Source organism: Curtobacterium sp. APC 4022, from assembly GCF_030407555.1.
Lineage (GTDB): Bacteria > Actinomycetota > Actinomycetes > Actinomycetales > Microbacteriaceae > Curtobacterium.
The window spans coordinates 129,160-146,566 of record NZ_JASDDD010000004.1; the positions used below are offsets into that span (position 1 = coordinate 129,160).

Here is a 17,407-nt window from a genome sequence, read left to right on the forward strand (position 1 = left end):
ACCGGACAGCACGTCGACCGGGGCCTGGGGGAGTCGGGGCAGAGCGAGCACGATGGTCCCCATGACCACCACACTCATCACCGGGGCGAACCGCAGCCTGGGACTCGAGACCGCCCGCCGACTCCTCGAAGCCGGCCACACCGTGTACGCCGGCGTCCGCAACCCGGACGACGCCGTCGAGGTGCGTGCCCTCGGCGCCACCGTCGTCCGCCTCGACGTCACCGACCAGTCGAGCATCGACGAGGCCGTCGCGTCGATCCCGGCGCTCGACGTCCTCGTCAACAACGCCGGGGTGCTCGGGACCGCGCACGGGGTCGACGACCTCACCGCCGATGCGATGGCGTCCGTCCTCGACGCCAACGTCACCGGCATCGTCCGGGTCACCCAGGCTGCGCTACCGCTGCTCCGTGCCTCCGAGAACCCCGTCATCGTGAACGTCGCGTCCGGCGTCGGCTGGCCGCGGTTCCTCAGCACGCCGGGACACGACGAGTTCCACGTGCCGAGCATCCCGTACGCCGCGTCGAAGGCCGCCGTCATCACCCTCACCGTGCAGTACGCGAAGAACCTGCCGGGCTTCCGCGTCAACGTCAGCGACCCGGGCTACACCGCGACGGACTTCAACGGGCACTCCGGTCACCAGACGGTGACCGAGGGCACGGACGCCACCGTCATGCTCGCGCTCCTCGGTCCGGACGGGCCGACCGGCGAGTTCCACAACCGGCACGGGCGCGTCGACTACTGACGACGACCGGTCGCCGAGCCGACGACGGACGGGAGGCCCGTGGCGGATCCGCCACGGGCCTCCCGTCCGTCAGTCTGGTCGCGGTGCGTCGTCGGTCTGCGATGGCGCGGGTCAGGCTGCCCAGTGGGACGGCCGCTGGAACCCGTCGTCGAGGCGGGTCCGTGCGTCGCCGCGTGCCGCGTTCACCTGCATCTGCGTCAGGTAGACCGCGCCCCGGAGGTCGGCACCGGACAGGTCCGCGTCGCGGAGGTCCGCGCCGATGCACTCGCACCGGCGGAGGTCGGCACCCGTCAGGTCGGCGCCGATGAGGAGCGCTCCGCGGAGGCTCGCGCCCCGAAGGTCCGCCCGCCGCAGGTCGGCGCCGAGCAGGTCCACGCCGGGGCCGACACGCAGACGGCCGATGCGGCGGTCGTCGCTCGTCGTGGCGCGGACGCTGCCGGTGTGCTGGGCGCCGGCGTTCCGGGTGGGGGCGTTCCGGGTACGGGCGTCACTGGCGCGCGCCTCCCGACTCGCATCGAGGAGGAGCGGACGGGCGGCGTCGTACTCCGCGCCCACGTCCGTCGCGAGCAGCGTGTCCGGGTCCGCGTCGCTGAGGGCGCGGACCCGGTCGAACCGCTTCGTCAGCGGTGCGGCTGCCCGGGCATCCTGGGCGAGGGTGATCGCCTCGTCCAGGTACCGGAGCAGCTCGTGCAGCCGCCGGACGACGGGGAAGACCGCGAACATCGCGTCCCTGGTGGCTGTGTCATCCCGCCAGGACCGGCCGGCGAAAGTGTGCCGGGACACCTTCTGCCCGGCACCCGAGCAGTCGAACACCGTGCAGCCCCGGAACCCCTCGGACCGCAGGCGCGGGTGGATCGTGCACCCGTCGGTGGGGTCGAGGTTGGCGCACGGGTCGCCCGCGTCCTTGTCCACCGGGAAGTCGACCGACCGGGTGAACGCCAACGCGACGCAGCAGAGGCCGAAGCAGTTGGCGCAGTCGGCGCCGAGGTCCTCGCGGCGACCGAGGGTGACCCGGGTACGTGTCGTCATCTCGGACGAGGCTAGCTCACCGCGAGGGGCGGCTCAGCGGCGCTTGCGGAGCGCGTTCGTGGCCCAGAGTGCGACGGCGATGAGCACCGGCTGGAACAGCAGGCGGACGAAGCGCTTGGTGTCGGTGTCCAGCCCGAAGCCGTCGCGGTGGTGCATCCACTGCGCGATGTTGCCGGGGAAGATCGCCGTGAAGAACACCGCGGCGACCCAGCCGACGGTCGCCTGACGACGGACGAGCAGCATGAGGGCGGCGCCGAGCGAGATCTCGGCGATGCCGGAGGCCAGGACCGTCACGTCGGGGTCGAGCGGCACGAACTTCGGCACCTGGGCGCGGAACTCCTCGCGGGCGACGGTGAGGTGGCTGATGCCGGCCCAGGTCATCGTCGCGCCGAGCAGGATGCGGACGACGGTACGGGGGACGGAGGAGCGGGAGGAACGGCGACGGGACATCGGTTCGGGTGCCTTTCGGTAGTGGGGGAGCGGGACGGGAAGGAGGTGGATCGGGTCAGCGCGCCCGGAGCACGCGGCGGCGGCGGACGAGCTCGAACACGACGACGGTGCCGATCACGGCGAGGAGGCCCGCGCGGGAGCGGCCACGGGTCGCGCGCACTGCGGCGGCGAGCCCGGCGACGGTCAGGCCGACCGCGGCAGCGGTGCCGGTGGTGACCGTGCGGTCCTCGACGTCCGCTCCGACGCGGACCGCACCGAGCGCGGTGGCAGCGGCGGCTGCGGCGGCGCCGACCAGTCCGGTGCGCGGGAGCAGCGTGCCGGACACGACCTCGAGCAGCGGGACGAGGATCGCGTGCGGGACGCCGGGGGCGAAGCCGCGGTCGGCCAGCCGGCGGGCGCGCTGACCGAGCGGCTCGGTGACGAGGGCCGCCGTGCCGTGCGCGCTGAGGGCGGCGCCGACCGCGCTGGTGATCCTGCTGCGTGCAATCATGTTGCGCACAACCTAACACGTGGTCCCGTCGAACGGCCGGGAGGCCCGTGGCGGAGTCACCACGGGCCTCCCGGCCGCCCTGCTGGTCGCGCTCCTGCGCGACCTCAGGGGGCGGAGTCGATGACGTCGTGGTCACGGCCGGTCACGGGGAGCACGGGGGGCCGCGAGCTTGTGGCCAGTTGCTGAATACGACCGAGCTGACATAATATGCATTATCGGCGCACAGCTCGGGGCTGCCGGACCCCGCCCAGCACGGCCTGACGCTCCGGCGCGGCGGTTCACGACGGCTGCGCCCAACAGAAGCCTGCTGGAACCACGGGAAGCCGCGGTTCGGACGAGCATCTGTTGTGCGGCGCACGCTACGGCTGCCGGACCCTGCCCAGCCCGGCCTGACGCTCCGGCGTCCTGGTTCAGCACGGCTGCGCCCAACAGAAGCCTGCCGGAACCACGGGATGCCACGGTTCGGACGAGCTTCTGTTGTGCGGCACCCGCCAGGAACGCGGCACGCGCCGACCGGAGCCGCCACCCGTCCGGCAGGATGGGCACATGACCGACGCACCAGTCCAGCCCGCCCGCCGCCCGGCCGTCCTGTTCGTCTGCGTGCACAACGCCGGCCGCTCGCAGATGGCGGCCGGGTTCCTCCGCGCGATCGCCGGCGACCGCGTCGACGTCTTCTCCGCCGGCTCCGAACCCGCCGACCAGGTGAACCAGGTCGCGGTGGCCGCCATGCACGAGGTCGGCATCGACATCGTCGGCCAGACCCCCGCGATCCTCACCACGGACGCCGTCCGGCACGCCGACGTCGTCGTGACGATGGGCTGCGGCGACGCCTGCCCGGTGTTCCCCGGCAAGCGCTACGAGGACTGGGAGCTCACCGACCCGGCAGGCCTGCCGCTCGAGGCCGTCCGCCCGATCCGCGACGACGTCCGCGGACGCGTCGAACGCCTGGTGTCGACACTCGTCTGAGTGCCGTCACCAGGCGTCCGGCGTGTTGTGCGAGCGTCAGTTCGACGAGTCGTCGGACGTCGTCGGGACGTCCGAGCTGTCGATCTCGAGCGCTGCGTGCTCCTCACCCTGCTCGCCGACGGTGGACTGCTCCGTGTCGGGCTGCTCGGGCTCTGCCTGCGTGGTCTCTTCTGCCGGATCCGGCTGGCTGTACGTCATGGGCGCGACGCTACGCCGACGACGGCGTGTCGCTCGCAGGGACGGACCGGGCACCGGACGGACCGTCGGACTGGAGGCCCGTGGCGGCCTTGCACCGCGCCTCCCGGCTCGTGGTCAGTCGCGGTGGCGACGCACCAGGTCCGGCAGTTCCGCCGGCTCGAAGGGCTCGTCAGTGGCGTCGAGCTCGTCGGCCGTCCACCAGCGCGAGGCGAGGATGTCGACCCGCTCGTCGTCGGTCCACTCGGCATCGGACAGCGCGAAGCCGGGCGTCCGGACCACGTAGAACTCGGCGTGCCCGCGGTCGTGGTCGGCCTGGTCCCACTCGACGGCGAAGTCCCACGACCAGACCGGCTCGCCGGGTTCGTCGATGACGATGCCGGTCTCCTCGCGGAGTTCGCGGATCGCGGCGTCACGGTGCGACTCCCCCGGGTCCACACCGCCGCCCGGCGTGATCCAGCGGTGCGCGCCGTCGGACGACGGCGCGTTCGTGTCCATGAGGAACACACGCCCGTCGGGGTCGAGCAGCAGGATGCGGGAGGTCCGGCGCAGGCCGGGTGCGGCGGTCACTTCGATCAGGCCGTGAAGGAGCTGACGTCGCCGACGAGCTTGGTGTGGTCGGCGGGGATCGGCTCGACCGCGGCGAGGGCGATCTCGGCCGCGAACTCGGAGACGCTGTAGAGCTTGCCGACGGCGTCCCGACGGCCCTCGATCGCGCCGGGGTTCAGGCGGTTCAGCAGGGTCGCGGTGATGGTGCCCTCGATCATGTCGCCGGAGACGGTGACGAACTCGATGCCCGCCGCCTCGAGCTGGGGCAGGAGCTCGCGGAGGGCGAGTTCGCCGGCGCGCTTGCTCTTCGCGACCGGGACGTACTCGGGCATGGTCTCGGCGGTCTCGACGAAGTGGGCCTGGTGGCTCGTGACGAAGACGACGCGCGAGCCGGAGGGCATGTGCGGCACCGCGGTCTGGAGCATGTCGACCTGGGCGTCACGGTTCAGGCGGAGCGCGTAGTCCTCGCCCATCCCGGACTCCATGCCGCCGGAGGCGTTGAGCACGAGCAGGTCGATGCCGCCCCACTCGGCGACGACGGCGTCGACCATGGCCTGCACGGAGTCGTGGTCGGTGAGGTCGGCCTGCAGGGCCAGGGCCGCTCCCCCGGCCGCGACGACCTTCTCGACGATCTGCTCGGCACGACGGGCCTTGTTGCGGTAGTTGACGACGACCTTCGCGCCGGCCTCGGCCAGGTACCCGACGGTGTCCGCGCCGATGCCGCGGGAGGAGCCGGTGACGAGGGCGCGCGTGCCCTCGAGGGATCCGGGGGCGAGGGGGCTGCTCACAGTGCTGTCTCCTGTCGTGGGGCGGCGCCGGTCCTGGTCGTCCCGGGCGGCATCGAGCCTAGCAAGCGTGCGCCCGCCACCACCCGAGCCGGTCGGTGCCACCTGCCGATCAGTGGTCGCTGATACGTTGGACGCAACAGGACCGGACATCGCGATGCTGCGAAGGCCGTGCGCGATGCAAGGGAGGGAGATCGCGTGAACGTCTCGGATTGGACCCAGGTGATCGTGTGGATCGCCCTGGTGCTCGTGTTGGGGGTGGTCGAGGTCTTCACCCTCGACTTCATCTTCCTCATGCTCGCGGCCGGTGCCGCCGGCGGGTTGATCGCCGCGTTGCTCGGCGCCCCGTGGTGGCTCAGCGCTATCATCGCCGCGGTGCTCGCACTGCTGCTGCTCGCCGTCGTCCGTCCTCGTGTGCTGCAGGCGCTGAACCGCGGTGCCGATCCGCACCGCACCGGCGTCGAGGGACTGGTCGGCATGGCCGGCACGGTCGCCCTCGCGTTCACACCCTCCGCCCCCGGTCAGGTCCGCCTGGCCAACGGTGAGACCTGGAGCGCCCGGTTCGCCGCCGGCGCCGTCGACCGCACGCCGCCGCTCGGCACGCGCGTGGTCGTCGAGTCCATCGAAGGCTCCACCGCCGTCGTCCGCATCGAACAGAAGGCAGCCCAATGACGCTCTCCACCGGGACGGTCGTGCTCATCGTCCTGATCGTGGTCATCGTGATCTTCGTGATCACGGTCCTCGCGAAGGCCATCCGCATCGTCCCCCAGGCCACCGCCGGCGTGGTCGAACGACTCGGCAAGTACCACAAGACCCTCACTCCGGGGTTGAACCTGCTGGTGCCGTTCATCGACCGGCTCCGGCCGCTCATCGACATGCGTGAACAGGTCGTCTCGTTCCCGCCGCAGCCCGTCATCACCGAGGACAACCTGGTCGTCTCGATCGACACGGTCGTCTACTTCCAGGTCACCGACGCCCGCGCCGCCACCTACGAGATCGCGAACTACCTCGGCGCCGTCGAGCAGCTCACGACCACCACGCTCCGCAACGTCGTCGGTGGGCTGAACCTCGAAGAGGCACTGACCAGCCGCGACAACATCAACGGCCAGCTCCGTGTCGTCCTCGACGAGGCGACCGGCAAGTGGGGCATCCGCGTCGGCCGAGTCGAGCTCAAGGCCATCGAGCCGCCCGTGTCGATCGTCGACGCGATGGAGCAGCAGCTGCGCGCCGAGCGGAACCGTCGTGCGGCGATCCTGCAGGCCGAGGGCACGAAGCAGTCGCAGATCCTCGAGGCCGAGGGCCAGCGACAGGCGGCGATCCTCGGTGCTGAGGGTGACGCGAAGGCCCAGGTCCTCCGGGCCGAGGGTGAAGCGCAGGCCATCGCGACCGTGTTCGACGCCATCCACCAGGGCGACCCGGACGAGAAGCTGCTGTCCTACCAGTACCTGCAGATGCTCCCGAAGATCGCCGAGGGCAACTCGAACAAGCTCTGGATGATCCCGAGCGAGTTCACCGAGGCGCTGTCCGGCATCGCGAAGGGCTTCAGTGCCCAGCGGACCGGTTCCGGTGGGTCGGCGGCCGGTGGCGCTGCCGGATCGGACTTCCTGTCGCGGATCTCGAAGCTCGCTGACGAGAGCCTCGCCAACACCCAGGCACGGGACGGCGCCGGACGCTCCGGCTCCCCCGCGGCCGATGCCTCCGTCGCGGACATCGTGCCGCCGTCGGAGCTCGACGACCGCCTGGCCCAGTCGGACCGCAGCATGGGTGATCGACTCTCGGCCGCCGAGAGCGAAGCCGACGCCGCGTTCGGCACGGACCCCGCTCGCGACTGAACCGACTGACCTCGGACACGACGACGGCCCGCTCCCCTGCTGGGGAGCGGGCCGTTCTCGTCTGGTGCGACTAGGCGCCGCGACGGGCCCGGAGGACCTGGAGACGTTCCTCCAGCAGTTCCTCGAGCTCTTCCCGGGAGCGCCGCTCGAGCAGCATGTCCCAGTGGGTACGTGGTGCCTTGACGTCCTCGGCAGCGATCTCGACGGGCTTGCCGTCCTCGCCGAGGAGACGCCCCTCCCAACCGCTCCGTGGGTCCGACCACACCTGCGGGACCTCGGCGTCGGCGGAGAACACCACGTCGAAGGTCTCACCCGATGCCGCCTGGTAGACGGCGCGCTTCCGCTCGGAGAGCTCGACACCGTCCTCGCTCTGGAGGCTCTGGCTCCCGAGCCGCATGCCTCGGAGACTCCGATCAGCCATGTCCGACTCCTCTCGCTCGTTCCCCCGGTCAAACCCACACCACCCGGGTTTCGTTCCGGTGGGGCTGCATTCACAGTCCCTTCCCAGTGCGCGGGGTCCGATCGGCACCCGCAGGACGACGTCAGCGGTGCCGACGACGCCAGGGAGCGCAGGCCAGCAGCACGAGCAGCCCGCCGAGCGACAGCACCAGGGTGACGTCCCCGGACACCACGGTGGCGGGCGTCGTCGAGGTGCCGAGCGGGACGTCGGTCACCATCGAGGTCGCCGTGTACGCGGGCACCCGGTCGATCGTGCGACCGTCCGGGTCGATCACCTGGGACGCTCCGACGGTGGAGATGTTGACGAGCGACCGTCCGGTCTCGACCGCCCGCATCCGCGCGATCTCGAGCTGCTGCAGGTTCTCGTCGGTGCCGTCGAAGTCCGCGTTGTTCGTCTGCGCCAGGATCACCTGCGCTCCTCCACGCGCCAGGTCGGCGGTCAACCCGTCGTCGACGACGTCGAAGCAGATCATCACGCCGGCCCGGATGCCCGCGACCGGCAGCACGTTCGGCTTCGTCCCCGGCGTGTAGTCGCGCTGCAGCAGGCCGATCAGCGACGGCGCGAGCTTCGAGTAGAACCAGCGGTCCGGCACGTACTCACCGAACGGCACCGGGCGCTTCTTGTCGTAGGAGGCCTGCCAGCCGTCCGCACCCCAGACGAACGAGGTGTTGTGCAGCACGCCCGACGAGGTCTGCGTCACGGCTCCGGCGACGATGGGCGCGCCGACGCTCCGCACGACCGCGTCGAGCGCTCCGGCGATGACCGGTTCGCGGCGTGGGTCGTACTCGGCGCCCGCCTCGGGCCAGACCACCAGGTCGACCCCGCGGGCGTCGACGTCGGTCGCGGCGACCTGGGAGCGCAGGACGTCGCCAGGCTGTGCGCGGTCGAAGTAGCCCGCCGGGCCGTTGCCCTGCACGGACTCGATCCGGACGGTGCCGTGGACCGCGGTCGGCCACGCGGGCACGGCCAGCACCGCCGACACGAGCAGCCCGGCGGTCGCGATGCGCATCGGCAGCCGGACACCGCCGACCAGCCCGAGCGACACCACCACGGCGACGCAGTACACGACGACGAAGCTCAGCCCGAGCACGCCGACGTACGCGGCGATGTGCGTGAAGGGACCCTGCGACTGCGACAGGCCCACCCGGCCCCAGGCGAACCCGCCGTACGGCCAGCTGCCGGAGAACCACTCGCGTCCGGTCCACAGAGCGGCCACCACGGCCGGGAGGCCCCACACCCGCCCGGCGGTCGAGGTCACCACCCGCGGGACCCACCGGTACGCCAGTGCGATCGCGACCGTGCCGAGGGCGAAGAGGGCCGCCTCGAGCAACGCCAGCGCGAACCACGGCACCGGGCCGAGGTACCGCCCGGCCCAGGAGATCGCCGGCACCCAGAACACGGCACCGGCGAGCAGGCCGAGCCAGGACGCCCGACGGGCACGCTGGCCCATCGCCGCGAGCAGCAGGCACGCCACGGCGGGGTAGGCCAGGAACCACCAGCCCGGCGACGGGAACGACAGCGCGAAGAGCAGGCCACCGATCACCGAGAGGGGCACCGACTGTCCGAGCGGCAGCGCGGCGAAGACGGACGCCGAACCCGGCACGTCCGGCGTCGACGGCCCGTGCGCATGCCGGACGCCCGCCCGCGCCGGGCGCGCGGCTGTCCCGAGGACCGTCACCGGGCCTCCCGTCAGACCGTCGCGTACGCGACGATGCCGCGGCGGACCGCGTCGGTGGCACGACGTGCGACCTGCGCCAGGTCGGGGTCGCCGGCGTTTCGGATCTGGTCGAGGAGGTCGATGACCTGCTTCGACCAGCGGACGAAGTCACCGGCGGCCAGGTCGAGCGAGCGCAGCACGTCGTCGAGCGGCGAGCCGGACGCCCAGCGGAACATGCCGAGTGCGATGGCCGGGGTCGGCGGCTCGGAGCCCGCGAGTCGGGCGTCCCGCTCGACGTCGTCCAGGCGCGACCAGATCGTCAGCGTCTCGTCGAGCGCCGGACGGAACGCGCCACGCGGGACGGCGTGCTCGGTGCCGGGCGCGTCCTCACGACGCGGCTGGTAGACGATCGTCGCTGCCATGCCGGCCAGCTGCGCGGGCGTGAGGTCCTTCCAGACCCCCGCCTCCAGGCACTCGGCGACCAGCAGGTCGCGGTCGCCGTAGATGCGCTGCAGGCGCCGACCACCGGCGGCCACCGTGACGTCGCCCTGCGCGTCCTGCACCAGGTACCCGAGCGCCAGCAGCACGTCGGTGACCCGGTCGAACGTCGTCGCGACCGCTCCCGTGCGCGAGCGGATCTGCTGCACGAGCTTGTCGTTGGTGCGCTTGAGCTTGTACCAGCGCTCGGCCCAGCGGGCATGGGCCTCGCGGTCCGGGCAGGCGTGGCAGGGGTGGCGCTGGAGCTGGCGTCGGACCTCGCTGATCGCGGCCTGGCGCTCCTGCCGGGCACCGTGCGACGCCTCCCGACCACCGGGGACGTTCGTGCGCTCGAGGTCCGAGAGACGTCGGCGGAGCGCCGCGTACTCGGTGAAGTCGCCGAGGTGGCACTGCATGGCGTCCTGGTACCCGTCGAGCGACTCTTGCTGCGAGCGGACCTTGCGTGCCAGGTCGACGACCGACCGGTCCGCCTGGAACTGCGCGAACGAGGTCTCGAGGACCTCGCGCGTCCGGTCGCGGCCGAACTGCTCGATGAGGTTGACGGCCATGTTGTACGTCGGCTTGAACGACGAGTTGAGCGGGTACGTCCGACGGCTCGCGAGCGAGGCCACCGCCTGCGGCTCGAGACCGTCCGTCCACTGCACGACCGAGTGGCCCTCGACGTCGATGCCACGACGACCCGCACGGCCGGTGAGCTGGGTGTACTCCCCCGGCGTGATCGGCACCCGGGCCTCGCCGTTGAACTTCTCGAGCTTCTCGAGCACCACGGTGCGCGCCGGCATGTTCACGCCGAGCGCCAGGGTCTCGGTGGCGAACACGACCTTGACGAGCTTGCGCTGGAACAGGTCCTCGACCACCTCCTTGAAGGCGGGCAGCAGGCCGGCGTGGTGGGCGGCGACGCCGCGTTCGAGGCCCTCGAGCCACTCCCAGTAGCCGAGCACGGCCAGATCCTCGTCGAGGAGCGTGCGGCAGTGGTACTCGGCCGTCTCGCGGATCTCCCGACGCTCGTCAGCGGTCGTCAGGGACAGCCCGGAGCGCACGACGTGCCGGACGCCCTGGTCGCAACCGTTGCGGCTGAACACGAAGAAGATCGCCGGCAGCAGCATGCGCTCGTCGAGCATCTTCGCGATCTGCTCGCGGTGCGCCTTCTCGGTGCGCGGACCGCGACGCTCGGGGAACCCGCCGCGCCCGCGTCGGCCGCGGGGACCGCCGGACCCCCGGGAGGCACTGCCCACCAGACGGAGCAGCTCCGGGTTGACGCGATTGGTCGCCGCCGCACCCGACGAGTCGAACAGGTCGACCATCTTGTTGCCGACGAGGACGTGCTGGTCGAGCGGCACCGGACGGTCCTCGGACACGATGACGTCGGTGTCGCCGCGGACGGTCTGCAGCCAGTCGCCGAACTCCTCGGCGTTGCTGACCGTGGCGGACAGGGAGACCAGCCGGACCTCGGTCGGCAGGTGCAGGATGACCTCTTCCCAGACCGCCCCGCGGAACCGGTCGGCCAGGTAGTGCACCTCGTCGAGGACGACCCAGGCCAGGTCGTCGAGCAGGTCCGAGTCGGCGTAGATCATGTTGCGCAGGACCTCGGTCGTCATCACGACGACGCGGGCCCGCGGGTTGACGTTCGTGTCGCCGGTGAGCAGCCCGACCTCGGTCTCGCCGTAGGCCTGCACGAGCTCGGCGTACTTCTGGTTGCTCAGCGCCTTCATCGGCGTCGTGTAGAACACCTTCGCGGTCGGCTGCCGCATCGCCAACCAGATCGCGAACTCGGCGATGATCGTCTTGCCGGCACCGGTCGGCGCGGCCACCAGGACGCTCCGGCCCTGGTCCACCGAGTCGCAGGCCGCGAACTGGAACGGGTCGAGGTCGAAGCGCAGGTCGGTCCGGAACAGCTCGAGGTTCCGCGAGCGTGAGCGGACCTTCGCGGCGGCGAACCGCTCGGCGGGGCTGAGGCTCGTCTCGGTCACAGGCCGTACTCCTCGTCGAGCTTCGCCTGGCGCTTCGCCACACGGCGGTCGTGGATCCACGTGACCAGGCAGGCCGCGAAGTACAGCACGACCATCGGGATCGCCAGGATGAACATCGACAGGATGTCCGCCGACGGGGTCACCAGGGCGGTGAAGATCAGGATGAGCACGATCGCGACGCGCCACGAGCGGATGATCGCCGCCGCCGACAGCACGCCGACGAAGTTCAGCAGCACCAGGAACACCGGCAGCACGAAGGCGATGCCGACAGCGACGATGAGCTTGATGACGAAGTCGTAGTAGGCCTTCGCGTCGACGATCGAGGTGTCCTGGGCGGAGACGAAGCTGCCGAGGATCCCGACCACGTGCGGCAGGACGTACCAGCCGAACGCGCACCCGGCGAAGAACAGCGGGATCGCGGTGCCGAGGAAGCCCCACACGTACTGCTTCTCACGCCGGACCAGGGCCGGGACGATGAACGCCCAGATCTGGTACAGCCACACCGGACCGGCGATGACGACACCGATCGTGATCGCGATCTGCAACCGCAGGTCGAACGCACCGGTGATCATCGGGAAGTTGAGTTCGGCCGTGTGACCGCCGACCCGGGCGAGCTGCGTCACCGGGGACCGGAGCGAATCGAGCACGAACGGCGTGAGGAACCAGCCGCCGATCGCGCCGACGAGGACCGCGATGACCGCCTTGAACAGACGGTTGCGCAGCTCGATCAGGTGCTGACCGAGGGACATGCGGCCTTCGGGCTCCTGGGGAAGGCGCCCTTGCCGCTTCCCTCGCCCGCTCGCGGTCGTCGAAGCCATGCCCCGATCCTACGGCAGCGCTCCGTCAGTGGATGTCGAGCGCGGCTGCGGCGAAGTCGTGCACGGCCTGGCGGGCCGCCGGCGGGTCGAGCACCACGGCCCGGCCCGGCAGCCCGGCCACCAGGCGAACGACCCCGTCGAAGCCGGCGGACGCGGCGAGCCGGATGCGCACCCGTCCGCCGTCGTCGGGGGCGTCCGCGGTGTCGGCCAGGAAGTCCGCGACCAGCGGCAGCGACGAGCCGTCGAGCTCCACGGTCACGATGACGTCCTGGGCACTCTGCTGGAACAGCGTGTCCGGCAGCACGACGTCGTCGAGCGTGCGTTCCGCGGGCCGGTCGTCGACGCGCACGCCGGACATCCGGTCGAGTCGGAACGTCCGGACGGCGGCCCGGTCGAGGTCCCAGGCGCGGAGGTACCAGTCCGCGTCGATCGACTCCACCCGCAGCGGGTCGACCCGGCGGGTGCTGCCCTGCGTCCGCGGACCGGCGTACTCGAACCGCAGCCCGCGGCGGCCGGACATGGCCTCTCGGATGACGGTCAGGGCGGCATCGTGCAGGTCCTGGCCGACGGCGACGTTGCCCGAGGCACCACCGGCACCGCGGGACAGCTTCGCCATCAGGGCGCGGATGGCGTCCTTGTCGGCGGCCTCGGGCAGCGCCGACAGGTACTGCAGGCCGGCGATGAGCGCCGAGGCCTCGCGGGCGGACAGCCGCGGGGCGTCGTCGATCGCCACGAGGTTCGTCAGGACGATCATGTCGTTCTGGTCGAAGTCGTCCCAGGCGATGTCGAACAGGTCGCCGTGCTGGTACTGCATGGTCTCGCCGGGGACACCGGAGACCGCGATCAGTTCGACTGCCCGACGGATCCGGGACTCCGGGACGCCGAAGTGCCGGGCGGCCTCGGACACCGAGACGCGCTCCCGGTCGATCAGGTACGGCACCAGGGCCAGCAGGAAGGCGAGCTTGTCCTGCGCCTGCAGCGGTTGCGCGTCAGCCATGCGTCGCTCCGTCGTTCCCCGTGGTCTCGTCCGCGGCACCGAGGTCGGGCGCGCCGGTGTGGTCCTCGACGAGCACCCGGAGCCGGTCGACCACACGCTGCCGCAGGTCCTCGGGTTCGACGACGCGGACCTCGGGCCCGAAGGCGGCCAGTTCCTCGGCCAGGATCTGCGGGTCGACGTGGTGGATCACGAGTTCGCCCTCGGTCGTCGAGGTCGTGTCCCGGCGTCGGGTGAGTCGGCGCTCGGCGTCGGAGCCCGGGCCCACGTGCACCGTTGCGGTGCGTTCCGCCCAGACGCGGTCGAGCCCGGCCAGTGCCCGCTCCCCCGCGTCGGCGGGAGCCGGGTGCTGCCCGACCTCGTACTGGGTGACCGGACCGACGATCCGGGCGAGCAGGTAGTTCTTCTCGGAGTCGGTCGCGAACTCGTGTGCCGCGAGCATCCACCGGCCACCGTGCTGCACGAGCGCCAGCGGGGCGAGTTCGCGGACCCGGGCTTCGTGGTGCCCGGGCGTGATGTACGAGAACCGGACGGCGGCCGCACGGTCGAGGGCCGAGCGCAGCGGCTCGAAGGCCGCGTCGCGGGTGCGCAGACGTGGTGCGTAGGCGCCGATGGCGGCGGCACCGTCGCCCGCGTCGTGCTCCGACCCGTCGTCGTCGGACCCGGCCGAGCGGACCTTGAGCAGCCCGCGGCGGGAGTCCGCGGAGAGTGCACCCTCACGCCACGCCATCGCAGCGAGGGAGAGCAGTGCGGACTCGTCCGGGGTGAACCGGACGTCGAGCGGCAGGTCGTACTCGCCCTTCGGGATCCGGTAGCGCAGCGTCTGGTTGTTGCCCGCCGCGCCCGGCGTCTCGATGGTCTCGAGCGGGATGCCGAGTTCGCGCACGTCGTCCTTGTCCCGCTCGAACTGACGCTCGAGCGAGGCGTTGTCCCCGCCGGTGCTGTAGCGCTGCCGGTAGCCCTGGACGTTCGCCAGGATCTCGGACTTCGTCAGCCCGGACTCCGTCGACAGGAGCGCCAGGACGAGGCTGAACAGCCGTTCCTCAGCGGGCACACGGGGAGCACGAGTGGTGGGCACGTGCCGATCCTACGCAGCCTGCGGTGCGCGTCAGCGCGGCATCACGCCGAGCACGTCGATGACGTACGCGGACGCGGACGCGGACCCGGACGCGGCACCCTGCTCGTGGTCGATCGCCAGGACCTGGTCGCCGACGTGACGACCGAGGAGCGCCTTGCGGATGCCCTCGGCGATCTGGCCCTTCGCCAGCGGCAACGGCTGCGCGCCGGAGCCGTCGGTCCAGCTGGAGCCCACGACGGCAGAGTCGGCCGTGCTGCTGCCCCACGAGACGGCGGTGTACTTGACGACGACCGTGTCCTTCGCGGTGAGCGTCGCACCGTCGCCCTTGCGGAGCAGGTGCTGCACGTTCTCCTTCGGCGCCGACCACGAGGGGATCGTGATGCCGGGCGCGCCGTTCGGAGCGAGCACGACGGCGGGCATGCCGTCGCCCGCCAGCTGGGGCGTCCCGGAGGCACGTGCGTCGAAGGCGCGCTTGACGTCGATGACGAAGACGGCGGAGTCCTCGGCCTTCGACGACGTGGAGCCCGAGTCGGCGGTGGCGGCGGTGCCCGAGAGTGCCGACTTCGGCATCACCACGGCGAGGCGGTCGCCGACGCGCGAACACTCGAGCGCCTTGCCGAGCGCGCCGCCGTTGGTCGAACCGGCCGTCAGCGGGGCGGTGCTGCCGGTGTAGCCGGTGGTCTGCGCGACCGCTCCGGTGGCACCGTCGACGAGCGTGTACTCGAGCAGCACGGGGGTGCCGTCACCGATCGTGCGGCCGTCGCCCTGGCGGAGGACCGAGACCTGGGTGCCGCGGACCGTGAGACCGGCGGGCACGTTGACCTTCGGCTCCGAACCGAAGGCGCCCTTCGCCGTCACGGACTCGGACGCGGCGCCGGAGGGGGCGCACGTGCCGACCGTTCCGGCCCCGGGCGTGGCGCACGCGGTCAGCGACGCGAGGAGTCCGATGGTGACGACGAGTGCGGGGATGGCGCGCACGGATCCTCTTTCCGGTCGATGCAGGACGGGCACGGGGGAAGCCTACCGGTCGCCGTCGGAGGGGTCGGACGCCGCCGAGGCCGCTTCGGCAGCGGCGACCTTGCGGGCCTGGGCAGCCGCCTGGCGGGCGACCTTCCGGAGCTTCTTGTCGCTGGCCCCGCGTTCGCCGACCGCGCCGGGCGTCCAGGCCTCGACGTCCTCGTCGGAGAACTCGGCCTTGCCGGCACGACGCTTGAGGTTCGGCAGGACGACCCCGTCCGCCAGACGACGGGCGGTGATCAGGAAGCCGGTGTGCGCCACCATCCGGTGGTCCGGACGGACCGCCAGTCCCTCGACGTGCCAGGTGCGCACCAGGGTCTCGCTGGACTGCGGGTCGGTGAAGCGTCCGGTGTCGCGGAGCGCCTCGGCGGTGCGGGACAGCTGCGTCACGGTCGCGACGTAGCAGACGATGAGGCCGCCCGGAGCGAGCGCGTCCGCCGCCTCGTCGACGCACTCCCACGGCGCGAGCATGTCGAGCACGACACGGTCGATGCTCTGCGGCTCGACGGCCTCGGGCAGTTCCTCGACCAGGTCGCCCACGGTGACGGACCAGTTGTCGGGGACGGCGCCGAGGAAGGTGCCGACGTTGCCCCGGGCGATCGCGGCGAACTCCTCGCGGCGCTCGAAGGACTGCAGGCTGCCGGTCGGGCCGATGGCGCGGAGGAGCCAGAGCGACAGGGCACCCGAGCCGACGCCGGCCTCGACCACACGGGCGCCCGGGAAGACGTCCGCGAAGGCCACGATCTGGGCCGCGTCCTTCGGGTAGACGATCGCGGCACCGCGGGGCATCGACATCACGTAGTCGTTCAGCAGCGGGCGGAGCGCCAGGTACTCGTCGCCGGTGCTGGCACGGATGACCGAACCGTCCGGCTGCCCGATGACGTCGTCGTGGGCGAGCATGCCGCGGTGCGTGTGGTAGACCACGCCGGGCTCGAGCGACAGCGTCGTGAGCTTGCCCTTGGGGCCGGTGAGCTGCACCCGGTCGCCGGCGCGGAACGGCCCGCGGGGCGGGGTGTGCGGGGCGCCGCCGGCGGTGTGCGGCAGCTCGACCTCCACAGCGGAGACGGTGTGGTCGGCCGCACCAGCGCCGTGCGCTCCGGCGTCCGTCGTGGTGGTGTCGTCGCTCATCGCGCATCCCCTTCGGTGACGGGGGCCGACGTCGGGTCGGAGGCCGGGCCTCCCTGGCGTTCGGCGGCACGCGCGGTGAGCGCCGGACCGGTGAGTTCGAGCAGGCGGTCGACGTCGACGCCGCTGAGGGTGGTGAGGTGCACGTCGCCGGCGCCCTCGGCGATCGGCACGATGTGCTCGACCGCGACGGTGACGGCGCCCGAGGCGCGGGCCGAGGCGACACCGGTGGCGGAGTCCTCGATCGCGATGCAGGCGGTGGGCTCGACACCGAGCTGTGCGGCGGCGGCCAGGTAGGCGTCCGGGTGCGGCTTCGGACGGTCCACGTCGTCGCCGGCCACGACGACCCGGAAGCCGCGGGCGCCGAACGCCTCGGCCGTCACGAGCGCCATCGCCCGCCGGGACATCGTCACGAGGGCGGTCGGGATCCCACGGTCGTGCAGTTCCTCGACGAGTTCACGGGCGCCGGGACGCCAGGGCAGGTCGTCGCCGTGCAGCCGTTCGACCACGTAGTCGGTCATCCACTGGACGATCTCCTCGACCTCCATGTCGACGCCCTTGTCGCGGAGGATCTCCCCCGAGCGCTCCAGTCCGCTGCCGACCAGGGACAGACCGTCCTGGTGGGTCCACTCGGCGCCGTAACGGGCGGTGAGCACGACCTGCGACTCCTGCCAGATCGGCTCGGTGTCGATGATCGTGCCGTCCATGTCCCACAGCACGGCATCGGGCAGCACGCTCGTGGGCTGGGCGGG

At 71.8% G+C, this 17,407-nt stretch carries 19 protein-coding genes; 4 read left to right on the forward strand and 15 right to left on the reverse strand.

Annotation, left to right across the window (positions count from 1 at the left end):
- Positions 1–61: 61 nt before the first annotated feature.
- Entirely contained in the window at positions 62–742 is a 681-nt protein-coding gene (locus QL987_RS02390) for an SDR family NAD(P)-dependent oxidoreductase (protein WP_290156102.1), read from the forward strand.
- A gap of 111 nt (positions 743–853) precedes the next feature.
- Here QL987_RS02390 and QL987_RS02395 read toward each other — a convergent pair whose 3' ends face one another.
- Genes QL987_RS02395 through QL987_RS02405 form a run of 3 tightly spaced genes read right to left on the reverse strand, consistent with a single transcriptional unit; the run spans position 854 to position 2,711 of the window.
- A complete protein-coding gene (locus tag QL987_RS02395; RefSeq protein WP_290156103.1) occupies positions 854–1,771 on the reverse strand; it encodes a pentapeptide repeat-containing protein in 918 nt (305 codons plus the stop codon).
- A 33-nt stretch (positions 1,772–1,804) separates the two neighbouring features.
- Positions 1,805–2,221 (reverse strand): MauE/DoxX family redox-associated membrane protein, encoded by a 417-nt coding sequence (locus tag QL987_RS02400; protein ID WP_111073471.1) that lies wholly within the window; start codon positions 2,219–2,221, stop codon positions 1,805–1,807.
- A gap of 55 nt (positions 2,222–2,276) precedes the next feature.
- Positions 2,277–2,711, reverse strand: coding sequence for a hypothetical protein (locus QL987_RS02405; RefSeq protein WP_290156105.1), 435 nt, complete (start codon positions 2,709–2,711; stop codon positions 2,277–2,279).
- Positions 2,712–3,257: 546 nt separating this feature from the next.
- On the opposite strand from QL987_RS02405, the gene QL987_RS02410 reads away from it, so the two are divergent.
- Complete coding sequence (locus QL987_RS02410; protein ID WP_290156106.1) at positions 3,258–3,677, forward strand: arsenate reductase ArsC; 420 nt, start codon at positions 3,258–3,260, stop codon at positions 3,675–3,677.
- Positions 3,678–3,713: 36 nt separating this feature from the next.
- On the opposite strand, the gene QL987_RS02415 is transcribed toward QL987_RS02410, so the two are convergent.
- The 3 genes from QL987_RS02415 to QL987_RS02425 all read right to left on the reverse strand — a co-directional run bounded on the left by QL987_RS02415 (position 3,714) and on the right by QL987_RS02425 (position 5,209).
- Entirely contained in the window at positions 3,714–3,875 is a 162-nt protein-coding gene (locus QL987_RS02415; RefSeq protein WP_221849539.1) for a hypothetical protein, read from the reverse strand.
- A 114-nt stretch (positions 3,876–3,989) separates the two neighbouring features.
- Positions 3,990–4,442, reverse strand: a complete 453-nt coding sequence (locus QL987_RS02420) for an NUDIX domain-containing protein (protein ID WP_290156107.1) — start codon at positions 4,440–4,442, stop codon at positions 3,990–3,992.
- Positions 4,443–4,447: 5 nt separating this feature from the next.
- Positions 4,448–5,209, reverse strand: a complete 762-nt coding sequence (locus QL987_RS02425; protein ID WP_290156108.1) for an SDR family oxidoreductase — start codon at positions 5,207–5,209, stop codon at positions 4,448–4,450.
- Between the two features lie 195 nt (positions 5,210–5,404).
- On the opposite strand from QL987_RS02425, the gene QL987_RS02430 reads away from it, so the two are divergent.
- Complete coding sequence (locus QL987_RS02430; RefSeq protein ID WP_253463127.1) at positions 5,405–5,878, forward strand: NfeD family protein; 474 nt, start codon at positions 5,405–5,407, stop codon at positions 5,876–5,878.
- The gene (locus QL987_RS02435; protein ID WP_290156109.1) at positions 5,875–7,038 is read left to right on the forward strand and encodes an SPFH domain-containing protein; all 1,164 of its coding nucleotides are present in this window, start codon (positions 5,875–5,877) and stop codon (positions 7,036–7,038) included. The genes QL987_RS02430 and QL987_RS02435 overlap by 4 nt, the downstream gene beginning before the upstream one ends.
- 70 nt (positions 7,039–7,108) lie before the next feature.
- Here the strand turns inward: QL987_RS02435 and QL987_RS02440 are convergent, their stop codons facing one another.
- The 9 genes from QL987_RS02440 to QL987_RS02480 form a co-directional block, all read right to left on the reverse strand.
- Complete coding sequence (locus tag QL987_RS02440; protein WP_111073696.1) at positions 7,109–7,459, reverse strand: RNA polymerase-binding protein RbpA; 351 nt, start codon at positions 7,457–7,459, stop codon at positions 7,109–7,111.
- A gap of 121 nt (positions 7,460–7,580) precedes the next feature.
- Positions 7,581–9,176 (reverse strand): apolipoprotein N-acyltransferase, encoded by a 1,596-nt coding sequence (gene lnt, locus QL987_RS02445; RefSeq protein WP_290156111.1) that lies wholly within the window; start codon positions 9,174–9,176, stop codon positions 7,581–7,583.
- Positions 9,177–9,187: 11 nt separating this feature from the next.
- Positions 9,188–11,623 (reverse strand): DEAD/DEAH box helicase, encoded by a 2,436-nt coding sequence (locus QL987_RS02450; protein ID WP_290156112.1) that lies wholly within the window; start codon positions 11,621–11,623, stop codon positions 9,188–9,190.
- Entirely contained in the window at positions 11,620–12,372 is a 753-nt protein-coding gene (tatC, locus tag QL987_RS02455; protein WP_290156118.1) for a twin-arginine translocase subunit TatC, read from the reverse strand. Before tatC ends, QL987_RS02450 begins: the two co-directional genes overlap by 4 nt.
- A gap of 94 nt (positions 12,373–12,466) precedes the next feature.
- Positions 12,467–13,438, reverse strand: coding sequence for a WYL domain-containing protein (locus tag QL987_RS02460; protein WP_221849533.1), 972 nt, complete (start codon positions 13,436–13,438; stop codon positions 12,467–12,469).
- Entirely contained in the window at positions 13,431–14,513 is a 1,083-nt protein-coding gene (locus QL987_RS02465; RefSeq protein ID WP_221849532.1) for a WYL domain-containing protein, read from the reverse strand. Before QL987_RS02465 ends, QL987_RS02460 begins: the two co-directional genes overlap by 8 nt.
- A gap of 30 nt (positions 14,514–14,543) precedes the next feature.
- On the reverse strand, positions 14,544–15,491 hold the full coding sequence (locus QL987_RS02470; RefSeq protein WP_290156114.1) for a hypothetical protein: 948 nt from the start codon (positions 15,489–15,491) through the stop codon (positions 14,544–14,546).
- 42 nt (positions 15,492–15,533) lie between these two features.
- The gene (locus QL987_RS02475; protein WP_290156115.1) at positions 15,534–16,658 is read right to left on the reverse strand and encodes a tRNA (adenine-N1)-methyltransferase; all 1,125 of its coding nucleotides are present in this window, start codon (positions 16,656–16,658) and stop codon (positions 15,534–15,536) included.
- On the reverse strand, positions 16,655–17,407 hold a 753-nt coding region (locus QL987_RS02480), incomplete at its 5' end, for an HAD family phosphatase (protein WP_290156116.1). The genes QL987_RS02480 and QL987_RS02475, both read right to left, overlap by 4 nt.

Coding starts and splice junctions, on each gene's coding strand:
- QL987_RS02390 (WP_290156102.1), top strand. CDS start 62: ATGACCACCACACTCATCACCGGGGCGAACCGCAGCCTGGGACTCGAG.
- QL987_RS02395 (WP_290156103.1), bottom strand. CDS start 1,771: ATGACGACACGTACCCGGGTCACCCTCGGTCGCCGCGAGGACCTCGGC.
- QL987_RS02400 (WP_111073471.1), bottom strand. CDS start 2,221: ATGTCCCGTCGCCGTTCCTCCCGCTCCTCCGTCCCCCGTACCGTCGTC.
- QL987_RS02405 (WP_290156105.1), bottom strand. CDS start 2,711: ATGATTGCACGCAGCAGGATCACCAGCGCGGTCGGCGCCGCCCTCAGC.
- QL987_RS02410 (WP_290156106.1), top strand. CDS start 3,258: ATGACCGACGCACCAGTCCAGCCCGCCCGCCGCCCGGCCGTCCTGTTC.
- QL987_RS02415 (WP_221849539.1), bottom strand. CDS start 3,875: ATGACGTACAGCCAGCCGGATCCGGCAGAAGAGACCACGCAGGCAGAG.
- QL987_RS02435 (WP_290156109.1), top strand. CDS start 5,875: ATGACGCTCTCCACCGGGACGGTCGTGCTCATCGTCCTGATCGTGGTC.
- QL987_RS02440 (WP_111073696.1), bottom strand. CDS start 7,459: ATGGCTGATCGGAGTCTCCGAGGCATGCGGCTCGGGAGCCAGAGCCTC.
- tatC (WP_290156118.1), bottom strand. CDS start 12,372: ATGTCCCTCGGTCAGCACCTGATCGAGCTGCGCAACCGTCTGTTCAAG.
- QL987_RS02460 (WP_221849533.1), bottom strand. CDS start 13,438: ATGGCTGACGCGCAACCGCTGCAGGCGCAGGACAAGCTCGCCTTCCTG.
- QL987_RS02475 (WP_290156115.1), bottom strand. CDS start 16,658: ATGAGCGACGACACCACCACGACGGACGCCGGAGCGCACGGCGCTGGT.